Here is a 12,399-nt window from a genome sequence, read left to right on the forward strand (position 1 = left end):
ATCTACGGTGAGGCGTGGACGCGCTCTGGGTCGGACTCGGCACCGTCGTCCTGCTGCTGACCCTCCTGGACGTGTTCCTCACCGCGCTGAACTACGACGAGGCCGGCTTCCTCGCCGGCCGGCTCGCCTCGTGGCAGTGGAGGCTCGTGCGCCGGTTCACCCGGCGACTGCCGCGACGCTGGCGTCCTGTCGTGCTGCGCCAGGTCATCGGCCTGCAGGTGATGATCACCGTCGCGGCCTGGCTGGCCGGCGTGATCATCGGCTACGCCCTGATCTACCTCGGTCACATGCACGGCAACAGCTTCAAGTACACCGGGGGAAGCGCCGACCTGTTCAGCGCCCTGTACCTGAGCGCCGGCCAGCTCGCCACGGTCGGCGGCACCGGGCTGTTGATGCCCGACACGCCGCTGCTGGAGGCACTCATCATTGCGGAGAGCCTCACGGGCGTGGTGCTGGTGTCACTCACGTTGACGTTCCTGCTCGGCGTCTACGACGTGATCTCGAGCCTGAGGTCGCTGTCGTCCCAGTTCTACAACGCCGGAGCCGGGGTCGGCGACCCGCTTGCGACCTTGACGCCGTACTTTCCGAACGGGGAGGAGCGGGGTCTGGACTCGCACCTGGACAGCCTCTCGGACAGCTTCGGCGCCTACATGGATGGGATCCGCCTGCACCATGCTGCCTACTACTTCCAGAGCGGACGGGACACGTTCTCGCTCCCGTACTCGATCCACATGCTGGGGGGTGTCGTACAGGCCCTGCGATGGGGCCTGCCGAGATCCCATCCGGTGGCCCAGGAGCCGACGCTGCTCCCGCTGACCGACCAGTTCGAGCGGTTCGAGGAGTACCTGCACGAGCTCCTGCAGTGGCAGAGCACCGGGGTGCCGGAGACCGTGGACGCCTCGACGTTCGCCGAGCAGGTCACCGATCTGCGGATCAACCCCGGAGCGGACCCGGTGCCGTGGCGCACCGCCGCACCCGACCCGTGGGTCCGGGGGTTCGTGCAGATGAACGTCGCGATGGCCGAGCTGGTCAGGAGCAGGCCACTGACGGACCTCAACGAGGCGTACGAACGGTACGTCGAGTGGCTGCCCTTCGCGTACCGCGCCCAGCAGTTCGGCGCTGCGGTCGCCCACGACCTCGACTACCAGCCGCTCTACTCGGGGCCGCAGAACGACGTCCCGGTCGTCTCTCCAGCACGGCCGACGGCGTCCTCCCTGCGTCGCGCGGTGGTGAGGGCCAAGGAGGTCTTCGCCGACCGGGTCACCTTCATCGACCCGGGGTACGTGCGACTCCTCGATGCGTTCCGCGTGATGTGCGGGACGGTGCTGGCGGTGGGTGTCGTGGCGATCGGGTTCTCCCTCGCCGACGAGCCCCTGATGCCGGGGGCGGTCTTCGCAGGCTTCGTCGCCATGCTCGCGTCAGCGGGTTCCGTGGGCCGAGGACGGGGGCTCGGCCGGCTCGTCGACCTGGTGGCCCTCGTGCCGGTGCTTCTGGCCCTCGTGCTGGACGCAGTCGTCCGCCACGGGACCCTCTCCTCGAGCACCGCCCTCGTCGTGGTGGCCGTCCTCAGCGTCCTCGCCGGGCTGTACGGACCACGGATCGGCAGGCTGGGGGTGCTGGCCTTCATCATCTACTACTTCACGGTCCTGCTCCGTCTCGAGCGGAGCGATCTGCTGCTCCTCACCATCCCGGCGGTGGTGGGCGTGGTGTGCTCGACGCTGGCCCGGATGGTGCCCGATCGCGGTGCACGCGCCCGGGTCGTCGCAGGGGGCGTCACCGCCTTCGAGGAGCGTCTCGCCCGGTCGCTCGACCCACTCATCGACGCCGTCTCCGCGTCCCGCTGGGACCCCGACCTGCAGCACCGCATCCGCAGCCAGATGAACCAGACCCATCACATGGCCGCGTTCCTGGTCGGCCAGCTCACCCAGGGCACCACGGATGTCGGGCTCACCACCGAGCAGGCACGTGCGGTGTGCCTGCGGGTGCACGACGCCGAGCTCGCGCTGGAGAACCTGGTCGCCGTGGCGAGGATGGCCACCGGCGCCGGCATGCCGCTCAGCGTCCGTGCCCAGCTCGCCGGGACCCTCGAGGCGATGCAGCAGCACGTGGCCGCCTACCCGGGCAGGGCGGCGTGGGTCACCTCGTCCGCCGACGGATCGCCGCCCGAGTCGCACCGGTCCGAGCCGTTTCGACCCGTCGTGCCGACCGGTGAGGAGCTCTCCCGGTGGCCGCGCTCGGCGCGGCGGGTGCTTCTCGCCGCCGAGAGGATCCAGGAGACCACCGACGGCCTCCACTCGGCGCGCTCGGGGGACCTGTTCCTCACCGAGGGGGAGGTCAAGGCGCTGCTGCCGTCGTTCGACCCGCCCTTCACGACCGGGCGGTCTGCGGCCGCCCGACGTCCCCGACGCGTGACGAAGGACGAGGCCGCGCCCCTCCTGCGGCGCAGCGTGCAGGCCGGCACGGCCACGGCCGTGGCCCTGTTCCTGGCCTCGTTCGTGTCCGCGACCCACCAGTACTGGGCCGGCATGCCGGCCTACCAGGTCATCGGCGGGACGGACGGCGAAGCGTTCACCAAGGGTGTCCGCAAGGTCGTCGGCACGATCCTGGGGGCGATCGTCGGGTTCGCGATCGCGATCGAGTCCGACCGGAGCGCAGCCGTGCTGCTGCCGGTCCTGGCGCTGTGCGTGTTCGCGGCGACCTACTTCCGGCAGGCGTCGGTGCCGCTCGCTGCCTTCTGGCAGACCATGCTGTTCGCCCAGCTGTACGAGTACCTCGGCCGCCTCGACGCCGAGGCCGTCGGGGTGCGGGTGGTCGAGACCGCGATCGGCGCCGTCGTCGCCCTGGTCGTGTCCGCGGTCGTGCTGCCCACCCGCGCCCGCTCCAGGCTCAGCCAGCAGGCGACGACGCTGATCGGCACCGTCCGGTCGACCGCGCGCGACGCGCTCGAGGTCTGGAGGCGGGGTCGGCCGGTGTCGGTCGAGGAGGCGGCCGCGTTCTCTCGGGACGTGGAGAAGATGGATGCGGACCTGCGCGCCTTGCACGACACCGTGAGCTCGGTCCGGCTCGGGCCCGGGGCGTTCGACCCGTCAGGCATCCAGAACCAGCTGAGCCGCTTCTGGGAGCTCGTCTACCACGTCAAGTCGTTCGTGACGACGACCGAACAGGCCCGGACGGACGACACCCACGTGACCGCCGAGCAGTGGGCGCAGCTGGAGACGCAGACCAGCCAGAACTTCGATGCCCTCGAGGCGGCGTACGACGCGCGGCCGGCGGGCGCGATCGACCCCGATCTGGCCTTGGTCGACCTCGATGACGAGGGGGAGTCCGACGTGACGCGCCGAGCGCTGCGGTCGCTCGCACGAGCGAACCAGACGGTCGCCATCATCGCGTCGGACACGGTGACCCAGCCCGAGGAACCGGGCGAGGCCGGGGCCTGAGCCGGACGCAGGACAGGGGGCCTTGCCCTGCGGGCACTAGTGCCCTACTGAGCGAACCGGTCGCCGACGAGAGTTCCGGTGTGGCAACCCGTCGGGGGAGTTCCCCGCTCGGTCCGTCGGAGCAGAAAGCCGGAGACGCCCATGAACCTCACTCCACGCGAGATCGACAAGCTCTACGTCTACCAGGTCGCGTCTCTCGCGCGCATGCGCCGCGATCGCGGCACCAAGCTCAACCTCAGCGAGGCCCAGGCCCTCATCACCGAGGCGATCCTCGAAGGGGCCCGTGACGGCAAGTCCGTCGCCGAGTGCATGGAGCTGGGCACCACCATCGTGACCGAGGCGCAGTGCATGGACGGGGTGCGGGCACGGCTCAGCCTCCTGCAGGTCGAGGCGACGTTCCCCGACGGCAGCAAGCTGGTCTCCTGCCACGACCCGATCGGCGTCTGACGTGGACTCAGCCGACGGCTCGACCGGCGCCCTGGTGCTGGTCGCCGGGCACGAGAGCTCCTTCGGGGCCGCGCTCTCCGGCCTGCCCGCCCGCGGAGGTCCCCTGATGACGACCCCGGCCGGCAGGCCCCTGCACCAGGTCGTCACCCATCTCCTGGACTCCGGCACCGGCCCGGTCGTCGTCGTGCCGATGACCTTCGGCCGCGACCCCCGCATGGTGGCCGACGCCGCCAAGACGCTCAGCTGGCTCTCGGTGGACAGCGAGCCTCGCGTCGCGCTCGCGCAGCCCTTCGGCACCCTTGACCACCTGACCGCCTGGCTGCGGCGGGCCGCGACGCAGGTCCGGAGCGGGTCTCCCGATGCTGCGGTCGTGCTCACCGCGGATGTGGCCAACCCCTTCGACGACGCCGAGCTCCACCGCGTCGCCCATCTCGTCCGGACCTTCGGAGCGGGCAACGAGGTCGACGTCGCACTGGTCGACGACCGCGGGACGCAGCCGACGGTGTCGCGGCTCGAACGGCTCGGGTTCTCCGACATCGTGCTGGTCCCCGCAGGGTTCCAGCGCCACAGCGGCGCGACCTGGACCGGCGACACGACCGCCCGGGTGAGCTTCTTCGGACCGATCATGTCCGCGCACGCCGTCGCGCAGGTCGTCGGTCAGCGGCACGACGCCGCCCTCCACGCGCTCGGGCACGGCGACACCGGCATCGCCGCCGGTCTCAGCGCCGACCACGGTCACGGGTACGCACACTCGCACGCATTCGACGGGCACACCCACGAGCCTGATCAGGAACCGCAGCAGCGGGACCACCACCACACGTTCATCCACGCGCACTGAGGTCGAAGGGACACATCATGCTGGGCAGCCCGAAGTATGACCACGGAAAAGACGAGATCGAGATCAACGCCGGCCGGGAGACCGTCACCCTCAACGTCAGCAACACCGGGGACCGTGCGGTCCAGGTGGGCTCGCACTTCCACTTCTTCGAGGTGAACAAGGCGATGCTGTTCGAGCGGGAGAAGGCCTACGGGATGCACCTGGACGTCCCCGCCGGCACCGGCGTGCGGTTCGAGCCGGGCAGCACCAAGCAGGTCACGCTCACCGCGTACGCCGGCTCCCGCCACCTCATCGGCTTCAACAACCTGGTCGACGGCGGACTCGAGTCGCAGGACACCCGCACCCGAGCGATCGATCGCATGAACGAGCTCGGCTACGCCAACGGCAAGCCGAGTGGCAAGGCCGACAACACGTCCAGCACGTCCAGCAAGTCCAGCAAGTCCGGGAAGTCCGGCGGCGCTGCCAAGAAGGGGAAGAAGTAATGGCGATCATCTCGCGCAAGGAGTACACCGACCTGTTCGGGCCCACGGTCGGCGACCGGGTCCAGCTGGCCGACACCAACCTCGTCATCGAGATCGAGAAGGACTACGCGGAGGGGCACTACGGCGACGAGGTCGTGTACGGCGGCGGCAAGACCGCCCGCGACGGCATGGCGGCGGACCCGCAGGCCACCCACGCGCAGGGTGTGCTGGACATGGTCATCACCAACGCGATCATCCTCGACCCGGTGCTGGGCGTGATCAAGGCCGACATCGGCATCCGGGACGGCAAGATCGCGGGCATCGGCAAGGCCGGCAACCCGCACCTGCAGAGCGGCGTGGACCCGCACCTCGTCGTGGGGCCGGGCACCGAGCTGATGGCGGGGGAGCACCTCATCGCCACCGCCGGCGGCATCGACGCCCACGTGCACTACATCTCGCCCCAGCAGGCCGAGGCCGCACTGTCCAACGGCATCACGACCCTGTTCGGCGGCGGCACCGGGCCCACGGACGGCAGCAACGGCGTCACGACCACCCCGGGCGTGTGGTTCCTCAAGCGCATGTTCGAGGCGGCCGAGGCGATGCCGGTGAACATGGGGTTCTGCGGCAAGGGCAACGGCTCGCTGCCCAAGGCGCTCATCGAGCAGATCGAGGCCGGTGCGGCCGGTCTGAAGGTGCACGAGGACTACGGCACGACGCCCGCGGCGCTGAGCAACGCCTTGTCGGTGGCCGACGAGTACGACGTGCAGATCACGGTGCACACCGACAGCCTGAACGAGGCCGGCTTCGTCGAGAACACCCTGGACGCGATCAACGGCCGGACGATCCACACGTACCACACGGAGGGTGCCGGCGGCGGCCACGCGCCGGACATCCTGAAGGCCGCGGGGCACCCGAACGTCCTCCCGTCGTCGACGAACCCGACGCTTCCCTACACGGTCAACTCGGTCGACGAGCTGCTGGACATGGTGATGGTCTGCCACCACCTCTCGCACGACATCCCCGAGGACGTCTCGTTCGCCGACTCGCGCGTCCGCGCCGAGACGATCGCGGCCGAGACGGTGCTGCACGACGAGGGCGTCATCTCGATCGTCTCCTCGGACTCCCAGGCCATGGGACGCATCGGTGAGTCGTTCCTGCGGACGTTCCAGATCGCGCACCACTGCAAGGACAAGCGCGGCAAGCTGCCCCAGGACTCGCCGGACAACGACAACTTCCGCGTCCTGCGGTTCCTCGCCAAGATCACGATCAACCCGGCCATCGCGCAGGGCATCTCGGACTACCTCGGCTCGCTGGAGGTCGGCAAGATGGCCGACATCGTGCTGTGGCCGGTCGACTCGTTCGCGGTCAAGCCCAAGGCCATCGTCAAGGGCGGGATGATCAGCTGGACGCTGATGGGCGACCCCAACGCGTCCCTGCCGACGCCCCAGCCGGTCTACTACCGTCCCGGTTTCGCCGGGTACGGCAAGGCACAGCGCAGCACCCGCATCACGTTCATGTCGCAGGCCGGCATCGACGCAGGGGTTCCCGAGGAGCTCGGCCTGGAGAGCCAGGTCCTGCCCGTTCACGGCACCCGCATGATCGGCAAGGAGAACATGGTGCGCAACAGCGAGACGCCGGTCATCGACGTGGATCCGGAGACCTACGCCGTGACCTACGACGGGACCGCTGCCACGATCGAACCGGCCGAGACGCTGCCCATGACGCAGCTGTTCTTCCTCGCGTGAGATGGCCATGGACGCATCGGACCTGCGACAGCTCCTGGCGAGCCTGCAGTTCTCGGACTCGGCCTTCCCGAGCGGCTTCTACACGATGTCGCACGGACTCGAGGGTTACAGCCAGGCCGGGCTGGTCGAGCGCGGCGACGTGCGCGACCTGCTGGAGGACCTGCTCGTGCACGCGGTCGGTCCCGGGGACGCGACGGCTCTGGCCGTCGCGCACCGGGCCGCGAGGGCCACTGACTGGGACGGGGTGCAGGAGGCCGACCAACGCCTCTTCGCGTCCAAGCTCACGGCCGAGATGCGCCGGGCCTCGGTGCGCAGCGGACATCAGCTCATCGACATGGCCGGCGAGGTCGTCGGCGGCGACGGCATCGCGGAGTACGCCGGCCGGGTGACCGCCCGCACGACACCGGGATGCCAGCCGGTCGCGACGGCCGTCGTCTACGCGTCCACCGGGCTCACCACCCGGTCGGCGGTCGCGTCGGACCTGTTCGCGTACGCGGTCAGCTTCGTCGGTGCGGCGTTGCGGCTCCGGCTGACCGACCACCGGCACGCCCAGGTCGTGCTGTACGACATCGCCCCGGTGATCGAGCGCGTCGCCATCGACGCGCTCGACCGGGACCTGGAGGACCTCGGGGGATGCGCCCCCGTCGCCGACATCATGTCGGCCCGGCACGAACGAGCCGACGCGCGGCTGTTCGCCAGCTGAGCTGCACCGCACGTCGACCACGACCACGACCATGGAAGAGGACTCATGAACGACAACGCACTGAGGATCGGCATCGGCGGTCCCGTCGGCTCGGGGAAGACCGCTCTCACGGAGGCGCTCGTCCCGATCCTGATCGCAGCCGGCCGCACGCCGGGCGTCATCACGAACGACATCTACACGCAGGAGGACGCCCAGCACGTGCGGCGGGAGCTCGACGGCGTCCTGGACCCCGACCGGGTCGTGGGGGTGGAGACGGGGGCGTGCCCCCACACCGCCGTCCGCGACGACCCGACCATGAACCTGGCCGCCGGCGCCGAGATGCTGGAACGCTTCCCCGACATCGACACGCTGATCTACGAGTCCGGGGGCGACAACCTGACCCTGACCTTCTCGCCGGCCCTCGCCGACGTGTTCGTGTTCGTCCTGGACACCGCCGAAGGGGAGAAGATGCCCCGCAAGCGGGGTCCGGGGATCACCGAGTCCGACATCCTGGTGATCAACAAGATCGACATCGCGCAGTACGTGCGGACCGACCTGGACGTCATGGAGGGCGACGCGCACCGGGTGCGGGGCGGCAAGCCCGTGGTCCTGACCAACTCGCTCACCGGCGAGGGGCTGGCCGATCTCCACCAGCAGATCATGACGATCTGGAGCGGGTCCCAGGCCGAGCTGGTCCGATGACCCTCTCCGAAGCCAGTGGCGCGCCCCGGACCGAGGTCACGTCCGCGCCCGCCCTCGCCTCCGTGAGCCGGTTGCCGCTCGAGGCTGCACCGGCACCTGCGAACCACGGCGGGTACCGGCTGCAGCCGGACTTCTACGAGCCCGCGCGGGTGCCCGCCGAGGTGCTGCGCCACGCCGGACGCCCTGCGACCCTCCGGGTGGGCAGCCCGGGAAAGGTGGGTGTCCTGCAGCTGGAGTTCCAGCTGCACGGCGGCACGACCCAGCTGACGCACCACTACCAGAAGTCACCGCTGCAGATCATGCGCCCGCTGTACTTCGACCCCGCGCGCCCCGACATGCCGTACGTCTACCTGACCTCGACCGGCGGCGGCATCCTGCAGGGCGACCGGCTGCGCACGGACCTCACGTTCGGCCCGCACTCGGCCACCCACGTGACGAGCCAGGCACACAGCAAGGTCTACAAGATGGACCGGGACTACGCGACGTCCCTCATGAACCTGACCGTCGGCGAGGGCGCGTTCGTGGAGTACCTGCCCGACCCCGTGATCCCGTTCGAGCGCTCGCGCCTGTACCAGCGGACCGCCGTCGTGCTCGACGAGTCGGCCACGCTGGTGCTGAGCGAGACCGTCTACGCGGGTCGACTGGCCCGCGGTGAGCGGCACGAGTACGACGTGTACGCCTCCGACCTCGAGGTGAGGCGCCCGGACGGATCGCTCGCGGCTCTCGACCGCGTCCGTCTCTGCCCGGCCGACACCGGTGTGGGCGGGATGGGTGTGCTGGCCGGCCGTGACGTGCTCTCGATGCTCTACGTCTTCGTGCCGCCGGACGCCGCCGCGACCCAGGTGCTGGCCGACGCGGTGCACGAGACCCTGACCGGCCTCCAGCAGGACGACCTCGTGTTCGGGGTCAGCGCCCTGCCGGGAGACGCGGGCATCTGCCTGCGCCTGGTCGGTGACGACACCGTCGTCACGACCCACGCGACCGCCCTCGTCAGCGCCGTCGTCCACAAGCTCCTGACGGGACACCCCGCCCCTCCCATCCGCAAGTGCTGAACCGAGTGAAAGAGGTCGCGACCGTGACGAAAGAACGTTCCTACCTGGCACAGGTCATCATCGCCTTCCTCCCGGTCGTGCTGATCCACGTCCTGGGGTTCGGGCTGTTCTTCGCCCTGGTCGAGCCACGCCATCTCGAGCTCGGCTCGGCCGTGTTCGGGGTGGGCGTCGCGGTCACGGCGTACGTCCTCGGCGTCAAGCACGCGTTCGACGCCGACCACATCGCGGCGATCGACAACACCACGCGCAAGCTGGTCGACCTGAAGAAGCCCGCGGTCGGAGTGGGGCTGTTCTTCTCCCTCGGCCACTCGACGGTCGTGTTCCTGATGGCGGGCCTGCTCGCCCTCGGCGTGCGGTGGGCCGTGGGGCTGACCGCCGACAGCGACAGCGTCCGGGTCGCGCTCGGCGTCTTCGGCACCATGGTCTCGGGCATCTTCCTGCTCATCATCGGGCTCATCAACGCCGTCGCGTTCGTGGGGATCTACCGGGTGTGGCGGGCGTCGAGGGACGGTGACCTGGACGAGCTCGCGCTCGAGCGTCACCTCCAGGGCCGCGGCTACATCTCGCGAATCCTGGGTCCGTTGATGAAGACGATCGACCGGCCCGGGAAGATGTACGCGGTCGGCTTCCTGTTCGGTCTCGGCTTCGACACCGCCAGCGAGATCGCGCTGCTCGTGCTCGCCGGGACGGGCGCGGCGACCGGGCTGCCCTGGTACGCCGTGCTGTGCCTGCCGATCATCTTCGCCGCCGGCATGAGCCTGTTCGACACGCTGGACTCCGCTGCCATGGTCAAGGCCTACTCCTGGGCCAGCGTCAACCCGATCCGCAAGGTCTACTACAACCTCACCGTCACCGGGATCTCGGTGATGGTGGCCGTCCTCATCGGCGGCATCGAGCTGGTCGGGCTCCTCAACGAGAAGCTGGGTCTTCGCGACCCGGTGACCGGCTGGGTCGCGGCCATCGACCTGGAGAACGTCGGCTACATCATCGTCGGGTCGCTGCTGCTGGCCTGGGTCGTGTCCACGTCCTACTGGCGGATCGGCCGGGTCGAGGAGCGCTGGACCGGCAACACGTCCGGTCCGGCGCCAGGACCACCGGCCCGCGAGAGCGAGCAGTGACATGGCCGGCACCCGAAGCAGCAGGGCCACCCGGGACGCCTCGGCGTCCGACTGGCTGACGGCCGTCGGGCAGGGGCTGTCGCAGATCTTCTTCCAGTCCAACCTCGTCACCGGCGTCCTCATCCTGGCGGCCTTCGTGGTGGCGGACTGGCGGATGGCCGTCCTCGTGCTGCTCGGCTCCGCCACCGGTGCGGTGGTCGGCCGACTGCGTGGGGTCCCGCAGAAGGACGTCACCGCGGGCATGGAGGGCTTCTGCGGCGCACTGGTCGGGGCGGCCACGTTCTCGATCCTCGGCGGGCAGTGGGAGTCCTACCCGATCGCGGTCGCGGGCGCCGCGTTGTGCGGACCGGTGATCTGGGCGGTCCAGACGCTCTTCGCCCGGCCCCCGCTGAAGCAGTACGGTCTGCCGTCGACGACGGCACCGTTCTGCATCGTGGCCACCCTCATCCTGGTGTGCACCGTGCCGATCCACGCCAAGGCGGCCGCGGAGACCACCACCGACTCCACGACCGTCGCGTTCTTCCGGTCGTTGCTGTCCAACGTCTCCCAGGTCGTCCTGGTGGACAACCCGTGGGCCGGGGCGCTCATCCTCATCGGGCTGTTCGTCGCAAACTGGAGGGTGGGCCTGGCCGCGGTGCTCGGCAGCGCGATCGGCAGCCTCAGCGCGCTGGCGATGGACGAGACGCTCACCGAGACCGAGAACGGCCTGGCCGGCTACTCCGGCGTGCTGACCGCGATCGCCCTCGCGGTCGTGCTGCTCAAGAACAGCCCGACCTCCTGGGCGCTGGCGGTGATCGGCACGATCGTCACGGCGGTGGTCACCCTGCTGATGCACCGCGCGGACGTGCCGACCTACACCTGGCCGTACATCCTGACGACCTGGGTCTTCCTGGTCATCGCCCACTACCTGCCGTCCGCCAAACGCACCTAGCCCCCCGGGCGGGCGCGGTGCTGACGCCACCGTTTCCCCCTCGCGCGGTGCGTACGCCACCGATGGGGGCCGGACACGCGCTCATACGGTGGAGGAACCACCACCCCGTGGGGCAGCCGCCCCAGCGGACCTACATCGAGTCGCCGATCCAGAGTCCGAGGGCGGCGAGGGCGACGCAGAGGACCAGCATCACGATGCCGCTGACGAACGCTTGGCCGTACCGGCGCTTCTCGATCAGCTGGACGGTCTCGTAGCTCGCGGTGCTGAAGGTCGTGTACCCGCCCAGCAGGCCCGTGCCGATGACGATGCTCGCGTTGCTGGACACCAGGTCCACGGTCGTGAGGCCCGTGAGGAACCCGAGCACGAACGAGCCGGACGCGTTGATGATCGTCGTCGTCCACTGGAAGCCGTGCGTGATGCGGGCCCGCAGGTATGCGTCGACCGTGTAGCGCAGGGACGCGCCGACGCCGCCCATCACGGTCAGCAGGACGAAGTCCAGGGGACTCATGACGTGCCTCGTGTCCCACGTCGCGCACCGTCGGACGGATTGCTCCTCGCCGCGACGACGATGCCCAGCCAGGTGGCGCAGGCACCGACCAGCACGGTGACCAGTGCGTACGTGACCGCCGTCGCCACGCGGTCGTCGCGCAGCAGCACGGCGGCGTCCGTCGCCAGGGAGCTGTACGTGGTGAACCCCCCGCAGAAGCCCGTCCCGAGAAGCAGCTTGAGCTGCTTGGCCCGGGACCCGTCGAGCCGGGTCACCGCCTGGTACAGATAGCCCAGCAGGAACGCGCCGATGACGTTGATGATGACGATCGAGACGGGGACCTCGTCGAGCTCCGGGATCGCCAGAGAGAGGCCCTCACGACTGGCCGCGCCGACCGCGCCGCCGAGCGCGACGAGCCACAGGGGGCGTATGTCCATGCACCGACGCTAACCGCGCCCGGACAGGGCGTCTGGGGCCAAAGGGCCCGCCGCATCGGCCC

General features: G+C 69.8%; 12 protein-coding genes. 10 read left to right on the top strand and 2 right to left on the bottom strand.

Annotated features, from left to right (window positions below; genetic code table 11):
• The first annotated feature begins 14 nt into the window (after nucleotides 1–14).
• The 10 genes from C3E78_RS08980 to C3E78_RS09025 all read left to right on the top strand — a co-directional run bounded on the left by C3E78_RS08980 (nucleotide 15) and on the right by C3E78_RS09025 (nucleotide 11,413).
• Nucleotides 15–3,437, top strand: coding sequence for an FUSC family protein (locus tag C3E78_RS08980; protein WP_108577966.1), 3,423 nt, complete (start codon nucleotides 15–17; stop codon nucleotides 3,435–3,437).
• 141 nt (nucleotides 3,438–3,578) lie between these two features.
• The gene (locus C3E78_RS08985) at nucleotides 3,579–3,884 is read left to right on the top strand and encodes an urease subunit gamma (protein WP_108577967.1); all 306 of its coding nucleotides are present in this window, start codon (nucleotides 3,579–3,581) and stop codon (nucleotides 3,882–3,884) included.
• A gap of 1 nt (nucleotide 3,885) precedes the next feature.
• Nucleotides 3,886–4,722 carry a sirohydrochlorin chelatase family protein gene (locus tag C3E78_RS08990; RefSeq protein WP_108577968.1) on the top strand — a complete coding sequence of 279 codons (837 nt, stop codon included), beginning with the start codon at nucleotides 3,886–3,888 and terminating at the stop codon, nucleotides 4,720–4,722.
• Between the two features lie 17 nt (nucleotides 4,723–4,739).
• Complete coding sequence (locus C3E78_RS08995) at nucleotides 4,740–5,204, top strand: urease subunit beta (protein WP_108577969.1); 465 nt, start codon at nucleotides 4,740–4,742, stop codon at nucleotides 5,202–5,204.
• On the top strand, nucleotides 5,204–6,928 hold the full coding sequence (gene ureC / locus C3E78_RS09000; RefSeq protein WP_108577970.1) for an urease subunit alpha: 1,725 nt from the start codon (nucleotides 5,204–5,206) through the stop codon (nucleotides 6,926–6,928). The genes C3E78_RS08995 and ureC overlap by 1 nt, the downstream gene beginning before the upstream one ends.
• Nucleotides 6,929–6,935: 7 nt before the next feature.
• A complete protein-coding gene (locus C3E78_RS09005) occupies nucleotides 6,936–7,631 on the top strand; it encodes an urease accessory protein UreF (RefSeq protein ID WP_168217221.1) in 696 nt (231 codons plus the stop codon).
• 45 nt (nucleotides 7,632–7,676) lie between these two features.
• Nucleotides 7,677–8,312: an urease accessory protein UreG gene (gene ureG / locus C3E78_RS09010; protein WP_108577972.1), complete on the top strand. Its 636-nt coding sequence runs from the start codon at nucleotides 7,677–7,679 to the stop codon at nucleotides 8,310–8,312.
• Entirely contained in the window at nucleotides 8,309–9,364 is a 1,056-nt protein-coding gene (locus tag C3E78_RS09015) for an urease accessory protein UreD (RefSeq protein WP_108577973.1), read from the top strand. The genes ureG and C3E78_RS09015 overlap by 4 nt, the downstream gene beginning before the upstream one ends.
• Before the next feature lie 23 nt (nucleotides 9,365–9,387).
• A complete protein-coding gene (gene nicT / locus C3E78_RS09020; RefSeq protein WP_159085855.1) occupies nucleotides 9,388–10,482 on the top strand; it encodes a Nickel transporter NicT in 1,095 nt (364 codons plus the stop codon).
• A gap of 1 nt (nucleotide 10,483) precedes the next feature.
• Nucleotides 10,484–11,413 carry an urea transporter gene (locus C3E78_RS09025; RefSeq protein WP_108577975.1) on the top strand — a complete coding sequence of 310 codons (930 nt, stop codon included), beginning with the start codon at nucleotides 10,484–10,486 and terminating at the stop codon, nucleotides 11,411–11,413.
• A 130-nt stretch (nucleotides 11,414–11,543) separates the two neighbouring features.
• Here the strand turns inward: C3E78_RS09025 and crcB (C3E78_RS09030) are convergent, their stop codons facing one another.
• A complete protein-coding gene (gene crcB / locus C3E78_RS09030) occupies nucleotides 11,544–11,921 on the bottom strand; it encodes a fluoride efflux transporter CrcB (protein ID WP_108577976.1) in 378 nt (125 codons plus the stop codon).
• Complete coding sequence (gene crcB, locus C3E78_RS09035) at nucleotides 11,918–12,337, bottom strand: fluoride efflux transporter CrcB (protein WP_108577977.1); 420 nt, start codon at nucleotides 12,335–12,337, stop codon at nucleotides 11,918–11,920. The genes crcB (C3E78_RS09030) and crcB (C3E78_RS09035) overlap by 4 nt, the downstream gene beginning before the upstream one ends.
• Nucleotides 12,338–12,399 lie beyond the last annotated feature (62 nt).

It is taken from the genome of Aeromicrobium chenweiae (assembly GCF_003065605.1).
Lineage (GTDB): Bacteria > Actinomycetota > Actinomycetes > Propionibacteriales > Nocardioidaceae > Aeromicrobium > Aeromicrobium chenweiae.

What these genes read in the sequence shown, in the direction of transcription:
- C3E78_RS09005 (WP_168217221.1), top strand. Translation starts at nt 6,936, where the DNA reads ATGGACGCATCGGACCTGCGACAGCTCCTGGCGAGCCTGCAGTTCTCG.
- C3E78_RS08985 (WP_108577967.1), top strand. Translation starts at nt 3,579, where the DNA reads ATGAACCTCACTCCACGCGAGATCGACAAGCTCTACGTCTACCAGGTC.
- crcB (WP_108577976.1), bottom strand. Translation starts at nt 11,921, where the DNA reads ATGAGTCCCCTGGACTTCGTCCTGCTGACCGTGATGGGCGGCGTCGGC.
- C3E78_RS09015 (WP_108577973.1), top strand. Translation starts at nt 8,309, where the DNA reads ATGACCCTCTCCGAAGCCAGTGGCGCGCCCCGGACCGAGGTCACGTCC.
- C3E78_RS09025 (WP_108577975.1), top strand. Translation starts at nt 10,484, where the DNA reads ATGGCCGGCACCCGAAGCAGCAGGGCCACCCGGGACGCCTCGGCGTCC.
- C3E78_RS08995 (WP_108577969.1), top strand. Translation starts at nt 4,740, where the DNA reads ATGCTGGGCAGCCCGAAGTATGACCACGGAAAAGACGAGATCGAGATC.
- crcB (WP_108577977.1), bottom strand. Translation starts at nt 12,337, where the DNA reads ATGGACATACGCCCCCTGTGGCTCGTCGCGCTCGGCGGCGCGGTCGGC.
- ureG (WP_108577972.1), top strand. Translation starts at nt 7,677, where the DNA reads ATGAACGACAACGCACTGAGGATCGGCATCGGCGGTCCCGTCGGCTCG.
- ureC (WP_108577970.1), top strand. Translation starts at nt 5,204, where the DNA reads ATGGCGATCATCTCGCGCAAGGAGTACACCGACCTGTTCGGGCCCACG.